The organism is Streptomyces sp. NPDC030995, assembly GCF_055571215.1.
The window spans coordinates 1-19,641 of sequence record NZ_JBVIFS010000050.1 but is presented as its reverse complement, the minus strand read 5'-3'; the positions used below and the strand labels follow the sequence as shown (position 1 = coordinate 19,641).

17 protein-coding genes and 1 pseudogene are annotated in these 19,641 nt (G+C 74.2%); 10 read left to right on the top strand and 8 right to left on the bottom strand.

Annotation, left to right across the window (positions count from 1 at the left end; genetic code table 11):
* The first annotated feature begins 52 nt into the window (after positions 1 to 52).
* Together ACZ45T_RS36930 and ACZ45T_RS36925 are read left to right on the top strand one after the other, a co-directional pair.
* On the top strand, positions 53 to 1,567 hold the full coding sequence (locus ACZ45T_RS36930) for a cytochrome P450 (protein WP_468448531.1): 1,515 nt from the start codon (positions 53 to 55) through the stop codon (positions 1,565 to 1,567).
* 118 nt (positions 1,568 to 1,685) lie between these two features.
* On the top strand, positions 1,686 to 2,654 hold the full coding sequence (locus tag ACZ45T_RS36925; RefSeq protein ID WP_468448530.1) for a hypothetical protein: 969 nt from the start codon (positions 1,686 to 1,688) through the stop codon (positions 2,652 to 2,654).
* Between the two features lie 19 nt (positions 2,655 to 2,673).
* Here ACZ45T_RS36925 and ACZ45T_RS36920 read toward each other — a convergent pair whose 3' ends face one another.
* Positions 2,674 to 3,171 (bottom strand): gluconokinase, encoded by a 498-nt coding sequence (locus ACZ45T_RS36920; protein WP_468448541.1) that lies wholly within the window; start codon positions 3,169 to 3,171, stop codon positions 2,674 to 2,676.
* Between the two features lie 101 nt (positions 3,172 to 3,272).
* Here ACZ45T_RS36920 and ACZ45T_RS36915 point away from each other — a divergent pair, with 101 nt between their 5' ends.
* Positions 3,273 to 3,986, top strand: a complete 714-nt coding sequence (locus tag ACZ45T_RS36915) for a FadR/GntR family transcriptional regulator (protein ID WP_468448529.1) — start codon at positions 3,273 to 3,275, stop codon at positions 3,984 to 3,986.
* Between the two features lie 30 nt (positions 3,987 to 4,016).
* Here the strand turns inward: ACZ45T_RS36915 and ACZ45T_RS36910 are convergent, their stop codons facing one another.
* On the bottom strand, positions 4,017 to 4,901 hold the full coding sequence (locus ACZ45T_RS36910) for a sigma-70 family RNA polymerase sigma factor (RefSeq protein ID WP_468448528.1): 885 nt from the start codon (positions 4,899 to 4,901) through the stop codon (positions 4,017 to 4,019).
* A 213-nt stretch (positions 4,902 to 5,114) separates the two neighbouring features.
* On the opposite strand from ACZ45T_RS36910, the gene ACZ45T_RS36905 reads away from it, so the two are divergent.
* Complete coding sequence (locus ACZ45T_RS36905) at positions 5,115 to 5,462, top strand: hypothetical protein (RefSeq protein WP_468448527.1); 348 nt, start codon at positions 5,115 to 5,117, stop codon at positions 5,460 to 5,462.
* An 85-nt stretch (positions 5,463 to 5,547) separates the two neighbouring features.
* On the opposite strand, the gene ACZ45T_RS36900 is transcribed toward ACZ45T_RS36905, so the two are convergent.
* Together ACZ45T_RS36900 and ACZ45T_RS36895 are read right to left on the bottom strand one after the other, a co-directional pair.
* Positions 5,548 to 5,925, bottom strand: a complete 378-nt coding sequence (locus ACZ45T_RS36900; RefSeq protein WP_468448526.1) for a VOC family protein — start codon at positions 5,923 to 5,925, stop codon at positions 5,548 to 5,550.
* Positions 5,926 to 5,932: 7 nt separating this feature from the next.
* Positions 5,933 to 7,834: an ABC transporter ATP-binding protein gene (locus ACZ45T_RS36895; RefSeq protein ID WP_468448525.1), complete on the bottom strand. Its 1,902-nt coding sequence runs from the start codon at positions 7,832 to 7,834 to the stop codon at positions 5,933 to 5,935.
* Positions 7,835 to 7,973: 139 nt separating this feature from the next.
* Here ACZ45T_RS36895 and ACZ45T_RS36890 point away from each other — a divergent pair, with 139 nt between their 5' ends.
* Entirely contained in the window at positions 7,974 to 9,986 is a 2,013-nt protein-coding gene (locus tag ACZ45T_RS36890; protein ID WP_468448524.1) for an AMP-binding protein, read from the top strand.
* Here ACZ45T_RS36890 and ACZ45T_RS36885 read toward each other — a convergent pair.
* Complete coding sequence (locus ACZ45T_RS36885; protein WP_468448523.1) at positions 9,941 to 11,830, bottom strand: GNAT family N-acetyltransferase; 1,890 nt, start codon at positions 11,828 to 11,830, stop codon at positions 9,941 to 9,943. The genes ACZ45T_RS36890 and ACZ45T_RS36885 overlap by 46 nt on opposite strands.
* A gap of 97 nt (positions 11,831 to 11,927) precedes the next feature.
* Here ACZ45T_RS36885 and ACZ45T_RS36880 point away from each other — a divergent pair, with 97 nt between their 5' ends.
* Positions 11,928 to 12,350 (top strand): DUF350 domain-containing protein, encoded by a 423-nt coding sequence (locus ACZ45T_RS36880; protein WP_366869290.1) that lies wholly within the window; start codon positions 11,928 to 11,930, stop codon positions 12,348 to 12,350.
* A 66-nt stretch (positions 12,351 to 12,416) separates the two neighbouring features.
* Here ACZ45T_RS36880 and ACZ45T_RS36875 read toward each other — a convergent pair.
* Positions 12,417 to 13,158: pseudogene (locus tag ACZ45T_RS36875) on the bottom strand (acyltransferase family protein); the annotation flags it as partial.
* A gap of 168 nt (positions 13,159 to 13,326) precedes the next feature.
* Between ACZ45T_RS36875 and ACZ45T_RS36870 the strand changes: the two are divergent.
* The 3 genes from ACZ45T_RS36870 to ACZ45T_RS36860 all read left to right on the top strand — a co-directional run bounded on the left by ACZ45T_RS36870 (position 13,327) and on the right by ACZ45T_RS36860 (position 15,414).
* Entirely contained in the window at positions 13,327 to 14,274 is a 948-nt protein-coding gene (locus ACZ45T_RS36870; protein ID WP_468448522.1) for an AEC family transporter, read from the top strand.
* Positions 14,271 to 14,813, top strand: a complete 543-nt coding sequence (locus ACZ45T_RS36865; protein WP_468448521.1) for an HXXEE domain-containing protein — start codon at positions 14,271 to 14,273, stop codon at positions 14,811 to 14,813. Before ACZ45T_RS36870 ends, ACZ45T_RS36865 begins: the two co-directional genes overlap by 4 nt.
* Positions 14,814 to 15,021: 208 nt before the next feature.
* On the top strand, positions 15,022 to 15,414 hold the full coding sequence (locus ACZ45T_RS36860; RefSeq protein ID WP_468448520.1) for a hypothetical protein: 393 nt from the start codon (positions 15,022 to 15,024) through the stop codon (positions 15,412 to 15,414).
* On the opposite strand, the gene ACZ45T_RS36855 is transcribed toward ACZ45T_RS36860, so the two are convergent.
* Together ACZ45T_RS36855 and ACZ45T_RS36850 are read right to left on the bottom strand one after the other, a co-directional pair.
* Entirely contained in the window at positions 15,368 to 16,594 is a 1,227-nt protein-coding gene (locus tag ACZ45T_RS36855) for a serine protease family protein (protein WP_468448519.1), read from the bottom strand. The two genes, ACZ45T_RS36860 and ACZ45T_RS36855, sit on opposite strands and share 47 nt — an antisense overlap.
* Before the next feature lie 12 nt (positions 16,595 to 16,606).
* Positions 16,607 to 18,145 carry an FAD-binding oxidoreductase gene (locus tag ACZ45T_RS36850; RefSeq protein WP_468448518.1) on the bottom strand — a complete coding sequence of 513 codons (1,539 nt, stop codon included), beginning with the start codon at positions 18,143 to 18,145 and terminating at the stop codon, positions 16,607 to 16,609.
* A 146-nt stretch (positions 18,146 to 18,291) separates the two neighbouring features.
* On the opposite strand from ACZ45T_RS36850, the gene ACZ45T_RS36845 reads away from it, so the two are divergent.
* Positions 18,292 to 19,518 (top strand): cytochrome P450 family protein, encoded by a 1,227-nt coding sequence (locus tag ACZ45T_RS36845; protein ID WP_468448517.1) that lies wholly within the window; start codon positions 18,292 to 18,294, stop codon positions 19,516 to 19,518.
* The last annotated feature ends 123 nt before the right edge of the window (positions 19,519 to 19,641 follow it).

Below are 19,641 nucleotides of genomic sequence, written 5' to 3'. Positions count from 1 at the left end.
CGGTGATCCCGATGTCACCGACCGTTGTTGTTCCCGCTGGGGAGGTACACGGATGCGTACGGTCCAAGGGGCCACCCTCGACGGGCTCAGGGCCCGGGTACGGGCCCTCGCGGAGCGGACCGGGCTGCCCGTCCGGCCCGCGCCCGGCGACGCCCGGCCGGCGGGTGCGCCCGCCGTTCGGCTGCGCGCCGAGCGCGCCGGTCGGTCACCCCGCGGTGAGGCGCCGCTCGCGGACCGCGGGCCCGCCGTGCGGGGGCCGGGCGCGGAAGCCCCCGACCGGCGGACATCCGTAAAGGAATCGTTTCGGCAGGCGGCCGCCGCACCCCTCGGAGCCCTCCTGCGCCGCCTCGTCCGTACGCACCCCCGCCCGGGCGGCGTGCTCGCTTCCGCCGCCGCGCTGCGCGCCCTGCGCGCACGCCGCGGGGACGCGCCCGTCCTCGTGCGCACCCGGTCCGGCGGGACGGTCCTGGTCCTCCTCGACCCGCAGGACCTGCGCCGGTTCTACGCCGAACCCGTCAGCGTCCTCACCCCGGACCCGCCGGAGAAGTGCCGCGGCCCGATCGCCGAGGAACCCGCCGGCCTCGACTGCTCCCGCGGTGAACTCCGCGTGGAGCGGCGGCAGATCAACCACGAGGTGCTGGCCGCGAGCCACCCCGTGCACCCCTCGTGCGGCCCTTTCCTGGCGGCCCTCGCGGAGGAGGCCCGGTACCTGACCGCCACCGGCACCCTCGAACTCGCCCGCGCCCGGCGCGCGGTGCACCGGGCCTCCCGGCGGATCGTGCTCGGCGACGCGGCCGCCGCGGACGAGGAGCTCGCCGGATGGCTCGCCCAGGTGCGCGGCGGCCGGGTGCGCGCCGCCCGCTCCGTGCGCGGCAAGGCCCGCGCCCGCATCCAGGAGTACGCGCGCCACGCCGACGGCAGCACACTCGCCGGGCGGGCCGCCCGCCACCCCGACCCCACCGGCGCCCTCGACCCCGTCGGGCAGGCCCAGCACTGGCTGCTGGCCATGGACGCCGTCCCGGACACGCTGCTGCGCACGCTGCTCCTGCTCGGCGCGCACCCCGCGGAGCAGGACGTGGTCGCGGCGGAGGCGACCGCGGTGGCGGCGGGCGCGGGTGCGGGCGTGGGTGTGGCCGGAGGGGAACTGCCCAGGCTGCGGGCCTGCGTACGGGAATCCCTGCGCCTGTACCCGGTGGTGCCCGAGCTGATCCGCGTCACCCGCGCCGAGACCGAGTGGCGGGGCGTGCGCTACCCGCCCGGCACCTCGGTCCTGCTGCCCGCCGCGTTCCACCAGCGCGACCCCGAACGGGTACCGGCCGCGCACGTGTTCGTGCCGGGGCGGTGGAAGAACCCGGGCGCGGACCACGACATCCGGATGGCGCCCTTCAGTCATGGCGGCGGCCGCTGCCCGGGCGACCAGCTCGGCCTGATGATCACGGCCGCGCTCTGCGCCGAGGTGCTGCGGGGCCATCGGATCGCGGGTATCCGGCCGGCCTTGGACCCGGTGGGACCGCTGCCCGCGACGCTCGACCCGCAAGGCATCCGGCTCACCCTCACCCGCCGCTGACGCCCCTCTCTCCTGCCCCCGCTGCCCCCGCTCCTGCCCCCGCTGCCACTACCGCCCGCCGCTTGCCCCCACTGTCACCACCGTCCCGCACGTCCCTGCCGAACCACACGAGGATCCCATGCCCGATGCCGCGACCTCCGCGTTCACCGACCCGGACGTCGACCTGCTCGACGCCCCGTGCCGCGCACTTGCCGAGGCCGCCGCCGCGGTCGGCGAGGCCGCCCGTTGCGCCTCGCGCCTGGCCCTCGGCGCCCGCCTGCCCGCGGCCGCCCTCGCCCGGGGAGGCCGCACCCGGCTCGGCTGGCGCACCCTGCTGCGCACCCTCACCGACCCGGCCGGCCTCGGCTGGGCCCCGCGGGGCCGGGGCGTGGCCCGGGCCGGCCGGCTCGCCGGAATCCTGGCGAGCCGCGAGAGCCTCGCGGTCAGCATCGCCGTCTGCGGACTCAAGGCCCGGATCCGGGCTGCGGGCGCGTGCCGTCCCGAACTCCTCCAGGACCCCGGCGCGGCGGCCGTCCTGCGGGCCGCCGGGGAAGGCCGCCAGGCCGAGGCCGTCCGGCTGTTCCGCTCGATCATGCGGGACCAGGGCGCCGGACACGCCTTCGCCCTGCTGGCCCCGTCCTTCGCCGACATCCTCGCCTGGAACGCCCTGACCGACGGGAACCCCTTCAACGATCACGCCGGCTGGCAGGTCGCCACCGGCCGCGCCGAGACCGCCGAACCCCTCCTCGGACTCGGCGCCGCCTTCTGGGCCTTCTGCGACCGCGGCCCGGGCCTGTCCGAGCGCCCGCCGCGCCGGCCCGAACGTACCGCCGCGCGGCTCGCCCCGGCCCGCCGGAGGTTCACGGCCCAGCCGACCCGCCCGGCGCCCCGGCCGCCGGCCGACGGCCTGCTCGGCCACGCCGGCGCGCTGCGCTCGCACGCGGTCCGGATGCGCGCGACGGCGGCCGAGACGGCAGGGGACGCCCTGCGCGCCGAGATCGCGACCCTCGCCGACCGCTGCGCGACGGCGGCGGGCGGCCTTGCCCTCGCCGCCACCCAGCTCGACCAGGGCGAGTTCACGCCCGTGGGGGGTCGGCGGCAGCGGTGAACCAGGCCGGATGCCTCACTCAGTTCCGCTCGGGAGCGTCAAGTCGACGCAGGGCGGCCAGGGCCCGTTCGGTGACCTCTGCGGGGGAGCCGGACACGTCGACGACGACGCCGAGTTCGTCGTTCCGTAGCGGTTCCAGCGTGGCGAACTGCGAGTCCAGCAGGGTGGTGGGCATGAAGTGGCCCTTGCGGGCCGACATCCGCTTCTCGATCAGCGGGCGTTCACCGGTGAGGTCGACGAAAACGGCCCGCGGATCCGCGGCGCGCAGCCGGTCGCGGTAGGCGCGCTTGAGGGACGAGGCGGCGACCACCCCGCCGTGCAGCCCGGCGCGGTTGCGGATCCACTCGCCGATGGCGTCCAGCCACGGCCACCGGTCCGTGTCGTCCAGCGGGGTGCCGGCCGACATCTTGGCGACGTTGGCCGCCGGGTGGAAGGCGTCGCCCTCCGCGTACGGGACGCCGAGCGCGTCCACGAGCAGCCGGCCCACGGTCGTCTTGCCCGTACCGGCCACGCCCATCACCACAATGACGCGTTGGGCGCTCACGTCCACCTCGCCGTCCTCGTCAACACCGAATGCCCTGTCTTCTGTTCGTGGGGGTACCACCGTACGCTTGCGCCATGACCACCGGAGGCAGCCCTGGACTGTGGCTCGACTCCCAGGTGCTGGACACCCTCGGCCTCGCGATCACCGCGGGGGAGTACCCGCCCGGCAGTGTCCTGCGCACGGACGAGGTCGCCGATCGCTTCGACGCCTCCCGTACGGAAGTACGGGAGGTCGTCCGCATCCTGCAGTCGATGAACCTGGTCGAGGCCCGCCGCCGGGTCGGTGTCACGGTGCGGCCCACCGGCGAGTGGAACCTCTACGACCCGCGCGTCATCCGCTGGCGGCTCGCCGGCTCCGGCCGCCTCCGCCAACTGCGCTCCCTCACCGTGCTGCGCTCCGCGATCGAGCCGGTCGCGGCCGGGCTCGCCGCGAGCCTGGCCACGCCGCAGCAGTGCGCCGAGATCACCGAGGCGGCCCTCGGCATGGTCCGCACCTCGCGCGGCCACCAGCTCGAGGCCTACCTGCACCACGACACGGCGTTCCACCGCGCCCTGCTGAACGCCTCCGGCAACGAGATGTTCGACCGGCTCGGGGACGTCGTCGCCGAGCTTCTGATCGGCCGCACCGGACACCCGGTGATCTTCGTCGATCCCGACCCGGCGGCCGTCACCCTCCACGTCCAGGTGGCCGAGGCAGTACGGGAGGGCGACGCGCCGCGCGCCGAGGCGCTGACCCGGCAGATCGTGGTGGGCGCGCTGGAGGAACTGGACTTGCTCCTCGCTCCGTAGCCGGCGCCCACCGCGACCTCACGCCACGTGTCAGGCGTCGAGAACGGCGAGGTCGAGCTCGCGCAGGCGCTCCGGCTCCGCGACGACGTCGATCTCGGTGATCAGGCCGTCCGTGATCGTGAAGCCCAGGACCAGGAACAGGCGTCCCAGCGGGGCCATGGCGAGGCCGACCACTCCGTCGACCAGCGCGGGCTGGGTGGACTGCGCCCGCTGCATCGCGGCCATCGCACCCCGGGCCACGGTGACGGAGCCGCTGATGACGACGGGCTGGGGGGTGGGACCGACGGCCTTGTCGGCCCGGAGCACCACGTCGGGATGGAGCAGCGCGACCAGATCGTCGAAGTTCCCGCCGCGGGTGGCGGCCAGGAAGGCATCCACGACGCGCCGCTGGCGCGTCAGATCGGCTTCGGGCACCGCCGGGGCTCCCTTGACCCGGCGGCGGGCGCGGCTCGCGAGCTGGCGGGTCGCGGCCGGGGTCTTCTCGATCATCGGGGCGATCTCGTCGAAGGGCACGGCGAACAGGTCGTGCAGCACGAACGCGAGCCGCTCGGCCGGCGCCAGCGTGTCGAGCACCACCAGCAGCGCCAGCCCGACCGAATCGGCCAGTACGGCTTCCTGCTCCGGGTCGACCGCGTCCTCACGGCTGACGGCGGGGTCGGTGGGGTACGCGTCCATGGAATGCTCGCGCCGGGACTCGCGCGAGCGCAGCATGTTCAGGCACACGCGCGACACGACCGTGGTGAGCCATCCGCCGAGGTTCTCGACGTCGCTGATGTCGGAGCGGTTGAGGCGCAGCCAGGCTTCCTGAACGGCGTCATCTGCTTCGCTGAGCGAGCCGAGCATGCGATAGGACACCGCTCTCAGATGTGAGCGGTGCTCCTCGAATTGCTCGGTCAGCCTTGAGCTCTCGTCCACCTGTCTCACATTCCTTCCTCACAATGAATCTCAAAAGTAGATCATCGTGAAAACGCTTCTGTGAGGGGGGAGTTGGCGCCCGTACCGGCATGTCGGTGGACTGGCTCCATCCGGTTTTCGCTGGTCGCAGGGGCTGCTGGATAATGAAGTGAACAGGAAATGCACTGGAGACGCCGGGGACACGTGGTGGTCCGGCATGAGAAGGAGCCCTTGATGGATGTGCAGCACTTCGAGCGGATCACCGCGTTCATCGAGGCGCGGCTCACCCCGCTGTTCGACGCGGAGACGGGCAGCGAGTACGGCTTCGCCATGGACGACACCTCCCGTGCGCTGCGCGCACTGCGCAACTCCGTCCTGGAGGCCTCCGCCATCAAGGGGCTCCTCGACCAGCGGGCGGCGGCCGACCCGGCCATGCGGCGCGTCATCGACCAGTCGGTGGAGCACAACTGGGACGTCCTGCGCGGCATCGTCCGCCAGTGGGAGGACCACGCCGACTTCCGCCACGAGTTCAAGCACCACGCGTGGGAGCTCGACCACCACCACGCCGCCGCGGAGAGCTGAGCGCCCGCAGTCGCCGTCGCAGGCGCCGGCGCGCCTGCCCGGCCTCGCGCGGACCGCGCGAGGCGGCCGGGCAGGCACTCGAAGGTCAGCCGGCCGCGGTGCGCGGCGTCGTCTGCTGCACGGCCCAGCCGTTGCCGTCCGGGTCGGAGAAGTAGACGAAGGACCCCCAGGGCATGTCCTGGATCTCGGTCACCTCAACCCCCCTGCCCCTGAGGTCGGCGTACGCCTCCTCGATGTCGGTGACGACGACCTGCATGTTGTCCAGCGAGCCCGGGGTCATCCGGGTGAGCCCCGTGCCGATCGCGATCGAGCAGGCCGATCCCGGCGGGGTCAGCTGCACGAAGCGGATGTCCTCGCTGACCGTGACGTCGTGGTCGGCGTTGAAGCCGATCTTCTCGTAGAAGGCCTTGGCCCGGTCCACATCGGTGACCGGCACCGCGATCAGTTCCAGCTTGATGTCCATCACAGCATCATGCGCCAGGGGCCGGTACGGCGCCGCCCGAAACCGCGTCCGCTGCCGCGAACTGGGTGCGGTACAGCTCCTCGTAACGGCCGCCCGCCGCCAGCAGCTCGGCGTGCGCGCCCCGTTCCACGATCCGGCCGTCCTCGACCACGAGGATCAGGTCCGCCGCCTGCACGGTCGACAGCCGGTGCGCGATCACCACGGCGGTCCGGCCCGCCAGCGCCTCGCCCAGGGCCTCCTGCACCGCAGCCTCCGAGGTGGAGTCCAAGTGGGCGGTGGCCTCGTCGAGGATCACCACCCGCTGCCGGGCCAGCAGCAGCCGCGCGATGGTCAGGCGCTGGCGCTCCCCGCCCGACAGGCGGTATCCGCGCTCCCCGACGACCGTGTCCAGCCCGTCCGGCAGTGAGGCGACCAGCCCGTCCAGGCGCGAGCGCCGCAGGGCCTCCCAGATCTCCTCCTCGGTGGCTTCCGGCCGGGCCAGCAGCAGGTTGGCCCGTACCGACTCGTGGAAGAGGTGCCCGTCCTGGGTGACCATGCCGAGCGTCTCGCGGATCGAGTCGGCCGTGAGGTCCCGTACGTCGATCCCGCCCAGCCGGACCGCGCCCGCGTCGGCGTCGTACAGCCGCGGCAGCAGCTGCGCGATGGTCGACTTGCCGGCGCCGGACGAACCGACCAGGGCGATCATCTGGCCGGGCTCGGCGCGGAAGGACACCTCGTGCAGCACCTGCGTACCGCCCCGGGCGTCGAGCGCGGCCACTTCCTCCAGGGAGGCGAGCGAGACCTTGTCGGCGGCGGGGTAGCCGAAGGAGACCCGGTCGAACTCCACGGTCACCGGCCCCTCCGGGACCCGCCGGGCGTCCGGCTTCTGCGCGATGAGCGGCTTCAGGTCGAGGATCTCGAAGACCCGCTCGAAGCTCACCATCGCGCTCATCACCTCGACGCGGGCGCCGGCGAGCGCGGTGAGCGGGGCGTACAGCCGGGTCAGGAGCAGGGCGAGGGCGACGACGGAACCGGCGTCGAGGGTCCCGCGCAGGGCGTAGTAACCGCCGAGCCCGTAGACGAGCGCGAGGGCCAGGGCCGAGACCAGGGTGAGTGCCGTGATGAAGGCCGACTGGGCCATGGCCGTACGGATCCCGATGTCGCGCACCCGCGCCGCCCGGGCGGCGAACTCCGCGGACTCGTCGGCGGGTCGGCCGAACAGTTTGACGAGTGTCGCGCCGGGAGCGGAGAACCGCTCGGTCATCTGTGTGCCCATCGCGGCGTTCAGGGCCGAGGCTTCCCGCTGCATCGCCGCCATCCGCGCCCCCATCCGGCGGGCCGGCAGCACGAACACCGGCAGCAGCACCAGCGCCAGCAGGGTGATCTGCCAGGAGATGCTCAGCATCACCGCGAGGGTCAGCAGCAGGGTCACGGTGTTGGCGACCACCCCGGACAGGGTGTTGCTGAACGCCCGCTGGGCGCCGATCACGTCGTTGTTGAGGCGGCTGACCAGCGCCCCGGTCCTGGTCCGGGTGAAGAAGGCGACCGGCATCCGCTGCACGTGGTCGAAAACGGCCGTCCGCAGGTCCAGGATCAGCCCCTCGCCGAGGGTGGCGGAGAGCCTGCGGGTCAGCAGCCCGAGCCCCGCCTCCGCGACCGCGATCAGCGCGATGAGGAGGGCGAGACGGGTGACCGCGCCGCTCTCCCGGCCGGCCACGATCGCGTCGACGACCCGGCTGGCGAGCACCGGGGTGGCCACCGCCAACAGCGCGGTGACCACGCTGAGCAGCAGGAAGAAGGTGAGCCCGCGGCGGTGCGGGCGGGCGAAGGCGGCGACGCGGCGCAGGCTCGCCCGGGAGAGCGGGCGCCGGTCCTGCTGGGCGTTCATCGCGCTGTGCAGCGATGTCCAGGCGGTGACTTCCATGTCCATGGTCCGAACGCTAGGACCTCAACCTTGGTCGAGGTCAAGGAAATCACCCGCACCACCCTTCCGGGCGGTCAACTCCCGGTCGCCCAGCCGAAATCAACGATCCCTGCCCTCTGTCGGTGCCCGGTGCCATCATCGGTCCATGACGCAGGGATCCGAGTCCGTACGCTTCGGCAAGGGCACCACCGACACCGTCCTGCACCGCTTCGAGCAGTGGGCCCGCGCCGCGCCCGAGGCCGAGGCCCTCGTCGCGGGCACGGACAGCCTGACCTACGGGCAGCTCGACACGCGGGCCAATCGGCTCGCGCACCATCTGCTCGCCTCCGGCCTGCCGCCGGGCGGCCGCGTCGCCGTCGGCACGGCCCGCCAGAGCGAACTGGTCGTCGCCCTCCTCGCCGTCCTCAAGGCCGGCGGGGCCTACGCCGTCATCGACGTCGAGAACCCGCGCACCGGGCAGCGGCAGCTCGCCGCCGCCGAGCCCCACGTCCTGCTCACCCACGGCGCCCACCAGGCCGCCCTGGACGACGGCAGCGGCCGACGAGTGATCCGCCTCGGCGCGGAGGCCGCCGTCATCGCCGAACGCCCCGCCCAAGCGCCGCCCGTTCCCGAACCCGGCCGCACCGCGGCGGTCCTGTTCACCGGGGCGGCCGAGCCGCGCGCCGTGCCCGTGGCCCACGCCCTGCTGCTCGGCGCGTACGAGGGCTGGGCCGAGGTGGCCCGGCTGACCCCGAAGGACCGGCACCTGATCACCGCCGGACCGGACGTCACCGCCTTCGCCGCAGGCTGGACGCGGGCCCTGTGCTCGGGCGGCGCGCTCGTGCTCCCCCCGCGCTCGCCCTGGCAGGGCCAGGAGATCGCGGCGGCGGTCGAGGACGAGCGGGTCACGATCCTCCACGCGGGCCCCGCCGACACCGTCCACCTGCCGGCCCCGGTCCCGGGCCCCCGGGTGCCCGTCCCGAAGTCCGGCGGCGCGAGCGGCGGCGGGCTCCGGTCGCTGAGGCTGCTCGCCGTCTCCGGGGACCGGCTCCACCTCGACGAACTGGTGGCCCTGCACAGCGCGCTCCGGCCCGGTGTGCGGGTGCTGAACGTCTACGGGCTCGCCGAAACCGCCGGTACCGGCACCTGGTTCGAACTGCCGCAGCTGCTCCGCCCGCTCGACGGCCCCGAGGAGCGCTCCCTGCTCGGCACCCCCTTCCCCGGCTGCCGCGTCGAGGTGCGCGAGGGGGAGATACGCCTCAGCCCGCCCGGCGGCGGTGACGCGGTGCCCACCGGGGACCTCGGCCTGCTCCACGAGGACGGGCTGCTGGAGTACCGGGGCCGGATCCGCGACCGGATCACCCTGCCCGACGGGCGCTCGCTCGACCCGCACCCCGTCGAATCCGCGATCCGGAGCCACGAGGGCATCGGCGGGGTGATCGTCAACGGCGTCGAGAGCATCCGCAGCCCGCGGCGGCTCGTCGCCTACGTGACCCCGCGGCCCGGCGCCCCGTCGTGGCCACCGGGCTCCGGGCTTCCGGACGTCGAGGAACTGCGTGCGCACCTGGCGGGGAAGCTGCCCAGGGAGTACATCCCGCTCAGGCTGGTCCCGATGCGGGCCCTGCCCCGCAACCGGGCGGGTCAGGAGGACCGCGCCGCCCTGCCCCTGCCCATCCTGGGCGCCTCCGCGGACCGCCCCGCCGGCAGCAAGACGGGCCGGCCGGGGGCCGGGCCGACGGGCCCCTTCCCGGCGTCCATCGCCGGCGGCTGCGGGGGCATCGGCCTGGGCTTCGTCGCCCTGATCCTCACGAACGTCTTCTGGCCCGGCTCGACCGACCTCAGCGGCGTACCGCAGCCCTGGGCGTTCTTCTTCTTCGTCCTCTACCTCTTCGAGTGCGTGGCCTTCGGCGTCGGCGTGGTGTTCCTGTTCGCCGGCCGTGCCCGGATGCCCCGCCGGGGCCGCGGCCGCGCCCTCACGGCCGCCGCGCACCTGTCGGTGGCCTACCTGCTGCTGGCGTGGTGGCCGCAGGACAACTTCTACCGGCTCGCGGCCAAACAGGACTGGTCGCGGCAGGCCGCGCTCGTCTACACCTTCAACATCCCCCTGATGATCGCGGGTGCCATCGTCGCCGCCTACGTCACGGCCAAACCGCCGAACCCCTTCGACTTCGACGACTGACGCGGGCCGAACACCGCCCCGACCGCCAGGGCCCCGGCCCGCACCAGCGCCTCGGCCGCGTCCAGCACCTCCGTGCTGTGCGCGGCCACCAGCACGCCCAGCCAGGGCGCCGGGTCGAAGGCACCCGTCGGGATCGCGGGCACGAACACCGCGCCGATCTCGGCGCAGCCCCGGGCGAGGTGCGCGCACAGCTCGTCCAGCTGCGCCTCGGGCAGCCGCGCGCCGAGCTCCACCCGGTCGGCGATCCGTACGAGGTGCCCGGCGCCCCGCAGCGCGTCGAGCCGGGCGGCCACCATGAAGGCGATGGAAGGGCCGGTCAGCCGCAGGTTCGTCTCGGTCGGCGCGAGGCGGCCCGCGCCGTCGGCGACGAAGTCCACGTCGAACCAGCCCCGGTATCCGGAGGCCGCCAACTCCCGGCCCACCGCCGCACCGAAGGCGGCGAGGGGCTTCTCCACCCACTCGGGCACCACCCCGGGGCCCACCGTGGCGCCCGCGTAGCAGCCGTCCTTGACGTCCATGACCGCCCCGCCGACCTCGTGCGGCCGGCCCGCGCGGTCCACGAACCCGTCGTAGGTCAGGTCCCGCGGGGCGTCGGCCCGCGCGGGGCCGCTCACGTACTCCTCCACCAGCAGCGGCCCGCGCGGCAGCCGCCGCAGCACGGCGCGGGCCCCGCCCGCGGCCCGGACCCCCGCGGGGGTGACCACCGTGGTCCCCGAACCCCCGACACCGTGCTCCGATTTCAGAACACTGCTCTCGCCCGCCTTGGCCCGGGCGGACAGGATCCGGACCGCCGCCCTGCGGGTGCCGGCCCGCCACTGCGCGGGGAGCACGATCCCGGGATGCCCGCCGCCCGCCAGGATCCGGCCGAAGAGCCCGTGCGCCGCGGACTTCGACTCGTACCGCAGCTCCCGCGCCTGCCACGGGCGGCCGGCCAACTGCCCGAACGGCCCTGTCAGCCCCCACGGTACGAGGGGCAGCCCGGCCCCGGTCAGCAGCGCGGCCAGCGCGGGGCGGGCCCGTACGGCATCGGACAGGCCCGGACCCCGCTCCACGAGGCCGTCGTACACCTCGACCCCGGTCCAGCCCAGTTGGCGGCCGACCAGCTCGGTCCAGCCCCGCGGCACCGCCCGGGGCAGCACCAGCGCCGCCGGGTCGGGGCTGTAGAAGGCGGCCAGGCAGGCGTAGTGGTGCGCGGCCGCTTGCTCCTGGTCCAGGGAGGCGTCGGCGAACTGCGCGTTGAACTCGGCGACATTGCCCAGGTGAACGGCCCTTCCGCCACCGGTCCACGCCCGCGCCCAGTCGGCGAGCGGGGCGGGAGCCACCTCGAACCGCACCAGGCTGTCTGGGTCCGGGTCCGGGTCCGGGTCCGGGTCTGTGTCTGGGTCCCGGTCCGGGCCCTGCTCCGGCCCCCGGTCCGAGCCGCCTCGGGAGCCGCCGCCGGGGCCGCCGGACGAGGTGATCGCCCCCATGGCCCGGTAGAACCCGGCCGCGTGCGGATCGGCGTCGATCACCAGCTCGCGGACCCCGAGCTCCACGGCCCGGCGCAGCGCGTCCCGGTACAGCAGCCGCCCCACCCCCTGCCCGATGGCGGCCGGTTCCACGAACAGCAGCCCGAGGGCGGCCCGCGGGGGAGCCCCCTCCAGGGAGGCGAGCCCGAGCACCGATCCGCGTCCGTCTTCGGCCACCACGATCCGGCGGGCCGTCACGTCGCCGGACCGGATCCGCAGTTCCGCGGCACACGCGGCCAGGAACCCGGCGGCGTACCCCCAGTGCGCCTTGGACCGCATGACCAGCGCGGTCAGAGCCTCGGCCTCGTCCGCCCGCGCGGCTCTGACCTTTACCATTCGCTGACCTCCCCATGGTCCGCCGCAGGGCCGTGCGATAGATTCGGCCAGCCCCCACGGCACATCCTTTCCTACCCTCGCGGAGACGGGCTTCTCAATGAGCGACATCATCAACGGACTTGGCCGCACCAGCGCCTACGGTGCCCTCGGCCTCGTGCTGCTGATCCTCGGCATCGTCCTCGTGGACGTGCTGACGCCCGGGAAGCTTCCGAAGCAGATCTGGGAGGAGCGCAACCGCAACGCGGCCGTCCTGCTCAGCTCCGCGCTCCTCGGCATCGGCGGCATCGTCTTCACCTCGATCTGGACCACGTACGAGGACTTCGGCAAGGGCCTGATGTCGACGGCGGCCTTCGGTGTGCTCGGTCTGATCCTGATGGCGCTGGCGTTCCTGGTGCTCGACTTGGTGACCCCGGGCAAGCTCGGCGCCATCGTCGTCGACCCGGAGCCCCACCCGGCGGTCTGGGTCTCGGCCTCCTGTAACCTCGCCGTGGCCGCGATCGTCGCCGCCTCGATCGCCTGACACGGAGCACCCGTACGAGACGAGAGCGCCGCTCCTTTCGAGGAGCGGCGCTCTCGTCGTGTACGGCGCCAGCATGGCCGTTTGGTGCCAGCACAGGATCGTCATCGCGCACAGGTTGATCACGACCACCGGAGCCCACAGGGCCGGCCGGGCCAGCAGCGCGGCCAGCCGGCCGCGCAGCAGGATCGCCGCGCCCGACTGGGCCGAGGCCAGGGCCAGTACGAGCAGCGACGACGGGTGCGAGTTGGTCCGCGCCGCACCCGGTACGCCCACCATCGACGCCGGGTAGTGGAAGACCACCAGCAGCACTGCGAACAGCAGCGTCCCGCCGGCCAGCAGCAGCCGGGCCCCGCGCCGCCCGCACGCAGTACGGGGTCAGCGCGGTGACCACCACGTACACCCCGACGAACCACAGCGGTTGGATCACCAGGGTCGCCCCCGGTCCGCAGCGTCGCCTCCGGCACCCCGGCCGCGTACAGCACCGGCGCCGGCGAGCGCCCACACCCCGGTGACCCCGACCACCGGTCGTCCCAGCCGGACCATCCGGCCCTTCAGCCACGCGCCCCGTCGAGCCCGTGCGGCGCCGGTAGGACAGCGCCGAGGCGTACCCGCCGACCAGGAAGAAGATGCCGAGCATCTGGAGCACCCAACTGGCCGGTGCCAGGGAGCCGAAGGCCGACAGCGGGCCGGCGTTGTGCAGGCCGCCGCCGGAGTCGAGGGTGAACCCGCCGAGCAGCCAGTGGCCGGTGGGCACGGCCAGCAGCGCCAGGGCGCGCAGCCCGTCGACGGCCCGGTCGCGGTGGGCGGGGCCCGGACCGGGAGGTGCGGACGCGAGCGCGGATCCGGCTGCGCAGCCGGGTGCGGGCTCTGTCGCTCATGAACGGACCAGCCTGGATCCTCGGCGGTTGCCGGCCCCTGAACGCGCAACCGGGTGCGGGTAGGCTGCTCACCGGTCGATCATGGGGAGCACGTGCACATGGGTGGGGCAGCCGCGCTGGAGAAGCTCGTGCCGGTGTTGCTGGCCTTCGGCGGCGGGGTCCTGCTCGCCCGCCGCAAGATCGTACCGGCCGAGGCCTCCAAGGCCTTCTCCGACTACGCCTTCCTCTTCGCGGTCCCCTGTTACCTCTTCGGCAACATCTACGCCAGCGACCTCGCCGCCCTGTTCGACTGGCGGGCCATCGGCGGCTACGCCGGAGCGGCCGCCCTCGCGGTGGCCGCGGTAGCCGCGGCGGCGGTGGCCTACGGCATACGGGAGCCCCGCGCCGTGGCCCTGCGCGTGATGGCCGGAGTCCAGGTGAACACCGCCTACTTCGCCGTCCCCGTCTTCATCACCGTGTTCGGGACGGCCGCGCCGATCTTCCCGATCCTGCTGTTCCAGGTCTGCGTGCTGTCCCTCGTGGTCATCTCCCTCATGGAACTGGGCCGCGCGGGCCCCGTCGCGGGCGGTCCGGGCCGGCGCCTCACCCGCGCCGTCGGCGCCTCCCTCGCCACGCCACTGGTCCTCGCCTGCAACGCCGGGATCGTGCTCAACCTGCTCTCGGTGCACGTCCCCGCCGTGCTCCTGGACGGCGCCGCCTTCGTCGGGGACAGCGCCTCCCCGGTGGCCCTGTTCGCCCTCGGCCTCCACCTCGGCGGCCTCGGCCTCGACATCCGAGGCACCACGCGCGAGGAGCTGGCCCTCATCGGCTTCAAGTGCCTGGCCTTCCCGCTGCTGACCTGGGCGGTGTGCGGGACGCTCTTCGGCGTGCGGGGCGAGTGGCTGGCGTACCTCGTCCTGATCGCCGCGATGCCCACCCCGCAGAACCTGTTCATCTTCGCCCAGCGCTACGACGTGGGCGTCGACCTCTCCGCCTCCATCGTGATCAAGAGCTCGGTGATCTCCCTTCTGCTGCTGCCCATATGGCTGCAGACTGTTGCCTCATGAGCGCCTCCCCGACACCGCGCAGCGCCGTCACCCTCGGACTGCTCGCCGCCTGGACCGTGCACGACCTCGAAGAAGTGGCCACCGTGGCGGGCTGGTCCCGTACCCGGGTCCCCGTCCTGCGCGAGCGCCACCCCCGCGTGCCCGACCGGATATGGCGGCGCCTGGAAGCCGTGGACGGCCGCGAGTTCGCCACCGCCGTCGGCGTGATGGGCCTCGTCGTCGCGGCCGCGGCCGCGGACGGGTACCGCACCGGAGGGCGCTCGGCCTTCTACCAGGCCTCCCTGAACGGCTTCGGTCTGCACGGCCTCGTCCACCTCGCGCTGGCCGCCGCGACCCGCGGCTACACGCCGGGGGTGGTCACCTCACCGCTGCTCGTGGTCCCCTTCACCCTGTGGGCGCGCGGCCGGCTGCGCCGAGCCGGCGTCCTGCGGCCCACCCGCCCGAGCGACCTGGCCCGGAGCCTGGCCCTGGCCGGCGCGGCCACCGCCGCCTCGCACGCAGTGGCCCGCCGGATCCGTCGGGGCGCGTCCCCGAGCTAGTGCTGTGACCGGAAAGGTTCACCGGGTCACGGCCCCCGGCACGGCACCTCGCCGCGTTGTCGGACCGCGCCGGTACGTCCAGTACGAGCCGCGGTCCTCCGCCTCGCGATGTACCGCACCGGACGCCGTGACCCGGCAAACCTTTCCGGCCACAGCACTAGCCGCTGTTCGCTCGTACCTCCCGGCGGGATCGGCTCGTTGACCCGGCATGGAACTGCCGACCATCGCGGCGCCGGGCGTCGGGGAACGGGCCGACGCCGTGGCCGATGCCGCCTGCCACCTCTACGACACCGTCGCGCCCTGGAGGATCGGCGCGCCCGGAGGGTGGAGCCGGACCGCGGCCGAGGACGCCGCCGAGGCGATCGAGACCACCGCGCACGCCCTCGCCTCCGTCGACCCGGGCGCCGAGGTCGTCCTCGCGCCCGTCCACGCAGCCCTCGCCGACCTGCGCCGCCGACTCGGGCTCGCGCCCGCCGACGGGCTGACCGGCGAGGGCCTCCCGGCCACCCCGCGTACGGTCGGCAACCCGCGCAGGACCCGCTGGGCGCGGGTGCTCACCGCACCTTCGCCGCGGCAACCGCCTTCTGGTACAACTTCCTGATGTCCGCGCCGAAGTAGGAGCTGTACGAGGTGTCGGCCGTGTCCCCGCCGGTCTTCCAGCCGCCGATGACCCCCACCACGTCACCGGTGCCCGTGCGGGCGTCGAAGCGCAGCAGGAACGGGCCGCCGCTGGTGCCACCGGGATAGCCGGTGCAGTCGATGCGCAGGAACGATCCCGGGATCCGGGGGTCGGTGCTGGTGAACTTCGTCGTCCGGTTGACGCACAGGCGCGGCCGGGCGGCCGAGGCCGGATAGCCGATCAGCGAGACCCGCGCGTGCGCGTAGGCGGAGCCGGTGACCAGCCGGTTCGCGCCGACCACGTCCTCCACCAGGAAGCCGTCTTTGCCCGGCCCCACCTGCGCGAAGGCCACGTCGAGGGTCGCCGCCTTGTCGGCGCCCTGGGAGCGGTAGCGCGGGTCGATCCAGATCTTGGAGTGCCCGCCCGCATCCCGCAGGACCGGGAACATGCCGTACGGCTGCGGGTTGGCGCGCGTGTACCGCGGTACGAAGGCCACCCGCTGGGTGTCCGAGCCGAGCAGGCAGTGCGCCGCGCTGAGCACCAGGTTGTGGCCGGGGGAGGCGACCACGCTCGCGGTGCAGAAGTAGGCACCGCCCCCCTTGACGACGAACATCCGGCCGACGACCGGGACGCCGTCGAAGTTCTGCCCGATGCCGGGGTCGGTGGCCGGTACCCGGGGGACGGTAGGACGCGCGGGCAACGACGCCGGAACCGGAAGGGGGAGGGGAAGCGGAACCGGTGGCGCGAGGGCGGACGGGGTCGCGGAGGGGGTCGCGGACGGCGCCGGAGGCTCCACCGCGACCGGCGTCGGTGTGGGTGTCGGTGTCGGTGTCACCGTCGGTGTCGCGACCGGGACCGGGACCGGGACCGGGACCGGGACCGGGTCCGGGGTCGGTGTCGGTGTCGGGACCGGCGTCGGCGTCGCAACGGGCTCCGGGGCCAGGTCCGGGGCCGGCTCGACCGGCGCCGGCGGTTCCGGTGCGCCGGGAGGCAGCGGGACGGCGGATGCCATCCGCTCGGGGGTCCAGAAGGCCGCCGCCTCGCGGGCGGACCAGCGGCCGACGGCCATCGGGGCGGCGCTCCCGGCCTGTGCCTCGGGCAGCGGCCCTGCGGACACCAGCAGGGCGACCGCCGCCACGGCCATCGTCAACGTACGTCGCATGCGAGAGCTCCTCTAGAGGCCTTGAGGGAAACGGAAGAGCCGGTCCGGATCGTAGGTACGCCGGACCTCTTGCAGCCGGGCGAGGTTCGGGCCGTAGTAGGCCTCGCGCCAGCCGGTGAGCTTCGGGTCGGTGTAGTTCTGGTACGCGCGGCCGCTCGCCCACGGGCGCAGGTCCTGCCAGAGCCCGTCCAGCCAGCCCTGGTGCCCGGCCACTTCGGCGGCCGGCGCGGACTCGGGCCAGTAGGCGAGGTACTGGGCGAGGAAGGCGCTGTCGCGGTGCGCGAAGGCGGTGTCCCCGGCCGCGACCCGGTTCACCGCGCCCCCGCAGACCCCGTCGAACTGCACCACCCCGAAGCCGCCCGGGGGGACCGTGGACCCGTACCGCCGGACGGCGTCCAGGACCGCGTCGATCGCCGCGTCCGGCAGGCCGCCGCCCGCCCAGAAGTCCGAGCGGGCGGCGTACGAGTGCCGCTCGAGCATCCCCTGCGGGTCCCGGCCGGGCAGGGTGCCCGGCAGGCGGCACTGCGCGACGCTCAGATCGAGGCAGCCCGACATGGCCCGTACGGTGTCCCCGTAGCTCCGTACGACGATCCAGCTGTCCCGCGGCGCCCCGCCGACCAGGTCCGACAGCCGGGTCAACTGCCGTTCCAGTTCGGGACGGCCGTCGAGGCACACGACCCGGACCGCCGGCGCGGAGGCGGAGGCAGGGTCGGCGCCGGGGTCGGCTGCGGTGCCGCTGCCGGCCGTGAACTCCACCTGGCTCCAGAAGGGGTCCGGCAGTTGAGCCAGCCAGCGCTGCCAGCCGCGCAGCACGTCCGCCGAGTCGGCGCCGGGCCAGTGGAGTTCGGCGAAGGCACCGTCACCGGCCGGGTGCGTCCGGAACCGGAATTCGGTGACCACGCCGAAGTTGCCGCCGCCACCGCCGCGCAGGGCCCAGTACAGGTCCGGATCCCGGTCGGCGGCGACTTCGCGGACGGTCCCGTCGGGGGTGACCACCCGCGCCCCGGTGAGCCGGTCCGAGGTGGTGCCGTACGCCCGCGCCGCCAGCCCCAGGCCACCGCCGAGGGTGAGCCCGGCGATGCCGACGGAGGGGCAGAGCCCGGTCGGGACGGCCAGCCCCCGCCCGGCGAGGGAGGCGTTCACGTCACCGAGCCGGGCCCCCGCGCCGATCCGTACACCGTCCCCGTCGACCGACACCGCCGCCATGGCTCCGGTGTCGAGGACCAGCCCGGCGGCGCGGGTGGACCAGCCGGCGTAGCTGTGCCCGCCGCCGCGCGGGACCACCGCCGTGGCCGAGCGGCGGGCGAAGTCCAGGCAGACGGCCACGTCCGCGGCGTGCGCGGGATAGGCCACCGCGCCCGGCGCGACGGCGTCGTAGCGCGGCTGGAACAGCCGGCGGGCCTCGGGATGGTCCCGGTCCCCGGGGAGCACCACCCGCCCGTCGATCGAGCGGGCGAGCGCGCCGAAGTCGGGCCCGCGGCGCGCCGCCCCGGCGGTGGCCAGCACGGCGGCCGCGGCGCCGGCCAGGACCCGGCGGCGATGGAGGCTCATCCCTCCTTCCTGCCATCGCCCGGCCCCATCGCGCTGAAGGCGGGCCCACACACACCGGGTTGCCGCCCGAACGGCTCATTGCCGAAACGCTTCGGTTTGTCGGATAACCGGTTCGCTCGAGTGAGTGGCGGACATACCCTGCCCGCATGTCTCTCGTGGATCTCACTGCGCACACCGCAGACTTCAACGCCGACCCCTACCCCTTCTACGCCGCACTGCGCGAGATGGGCCCCGTCCACCGCGTGGTCGTCGACGGCGCGCGGTCGTGGCTGGTCGTCGGCCACGACGAGGCCCGACAGGCCCTGGGCCACCCCGACTTGTCGAAGAACTGGCTCGGCTCCGAACTGTTCGGCAACACACCGGTCCACGCCGCCGCCACCAACATGCTGGAGGCGGACCCGCCCCACCACACGCGGCTGCGCCGCCTGGTGGCCCGCGAGTTCACCTCCCGCCGGGTCGAGTCCTTACGCCCCCGCGTCCAGGAGATCACCGACGAGCTGCTCGACGCGATGGCCGCCCGGCCCGACCGCCGCGCCGACCTGATCCGGTCGCTCGCCTTCCCGCTGCCGATGACCCTCATCTGCGAACTCCTGGGCGTCCCCGGCCTGGACCGGGAGCGGTTCCGCTACTGGTCCGGCGAGATCGTCGCCCCGCTGGAGGGCGGCGGCCCCGACGGCGTCGTACTGGAGCAGATGACCGCGTACCTCCGCGAACTCGTCGAGGCCAAGGCCAAGGATCCCGGCGAGGACCTGCTCAGCGCCCTGATCCGCACGCTCCCCCATAGCCCTGATGGCATGGGAGGTACCCCCATCGAGGACGGCGACCAGCTCTCCCCGGACGAGCTGATCGGGATGGCCTTCCTGCTGCTGATCGCGGGCCACGAGACCACCGTGAACCTGATAGGCAACGGGGTACGGGCCCTGCTCGCGCACCCCGACCAGCTGGCCGCGCTGCGCGCCGACCCGGACGGGCTGATCGACGGCGCGGTGGAGGAGATGCTCCGCTACGACGGCCCGGTGCAGCACGCCACGTACCGCTTCGCCCGCGCCGACCTGGAACTCGGCGGCGTCCGCATCCCGGCCGGCTCCTCCGTCCTGGTCGCCCTCGCCGCGGCCGACCGCGATCCGGCGCGCTTCGCGGAGCCCGGGCCCGAGGTCTTCGACATCCGCCGCACCGGCCCGAGCCACCTGGCCTTCGGCCACGGCATCCACTTCTGCCTCGGCGCCCCGCTGGCCCGCATGGAGGGCCGCATCGCGATCCGGGCCCTGCTGGAACGCTTCCCGGACCTCGCCGACGACCCGGACGCGGGCCCGCGCGACTGGCTGCCGGGCACGCTGATGCGAGGGGTGACCCGACTGCCGCTGTGCTGGTGAGGCGGGACGAAGCGGGACTTGGACGACACTCCCTAGTGCTGTGGCCGGAAAGGTTTGCCGGGTCGCGGCGTCCGGTGCCATGGGGCCTCCCCAGGCCCGCAGGGCCTAGGGGACGCATCGCAA

Coding starts and splice junctions, on each gene's coding strand:
- ACZ45T_RS36930 (WP_468448531.1), top strand. CDS start 53: ATGCGTACGGTCCAAGGGGCCACCCTCGACGGGCTCAGGGCCCGGGTA.
- ACZ45T_RS36925 (WP_468448530.1), top strand. CDS start 1,686: ATGCCCGATGCCGCGACCTCCGCGTTCACCGACCCGGACGTCGACCTG.
- ACZ45T_RS36920 (WP_468448541.1), bottom strand. CDS start 3,171: ATGGGCGTGGCCGGTACGGGCAAGACGACCGTGGGCCGGCTGCTCGTG.
- ACZ45T_RS36915 (WP_468448529.1), top strand. CDS start 3,273: ATGACCACCGGAGGCAGCCCTGGACTGTGGCTCGACTCCCAGGTGCTG.
- ACZ45T_RS36905 (WP_468448527.1), top strand. CDS start 5,115: ATGGATGTGCAGCACTTCGAGCGGATCACCGCGTTCATCGAGGCGCGG.
- ACZ45T_RS36900 (WP_468448526.1), bottom strand. CDS start 5,925: ATGGACATCAAGCTGGAACTGATCGCGGTGCCGGTCACCGATGTGGAC.
- ACZ45T_RS36895 (WP_468448525.1), bottom strand. CDS start 7,834: ATGGACATGGAAGTCACCGCCTGGACATCGCTGCACAGCGCGATGAAC.
- ACZ45T_RS36890 (WP_468448524.1), top strand. CDS start 7,974: ATGACGCAGGGATCCGAGTCCGTACGCTTCGGCAAGGGCACCACCGAC.
- ACZ45T_RS36885 (WP_468448523.1), bottom strand. CDS start 11,830: ATGGTAAAGGTCAGAGCCGCGCGGGCGGACGAGGCCGAGGCTCTGACC.
- ACZ45T_RS36880 (WP_366869290.1), top strand. CDS start 11,928: ATGAGCGACATCATCAACGGACTTGGCCGCACCAGCGCCTACGGTGCC.
- ACZ45T_RS36870 (WP_468448522.1), top strand. CDS start 13,327: ATGGGTGGGGCAGCCGCGCTGGAGAAGCTCGTGCCGGTGTTGCTGGCC.
- ACZ45T_RS36865 (WP_468448521.1), top strand. CDS start 14,271: ATGAGCGCCTCCCCGACACCGCGCAGCGCCGTCACCCTCGGACTGCTC.
- ACZ45T_RS36860 (WP_468448520.1), top strand. CDS start 15,022: ATGGAACTGCCGACCATCGCGGCGCCGGGCGTCGGGGAACGGGCCGAC.
- ACZ45T_RS36855 (WP_468448519.1), bottom strand. CDS start 16,594: ATGCGACGTACGTTGACGATGGCCGTGGCGGCGGTCGCCCTGCTGGTG.
- ACZ45T_RS36850 (WP_468448518.1), bottom strand. CDS start 18,145: ATGAGCCTCCATCGCCGCCGGGTCCTGGCCGGCGCCGCGGCCGCCGTG.
- ACZ45T_RS36845 (WP_468448517.1), top strand. CDS start 18,292: ATGTCTCTCGTGGATCTCACTGCGCACACCGCAGACTTCAACGCCGAC.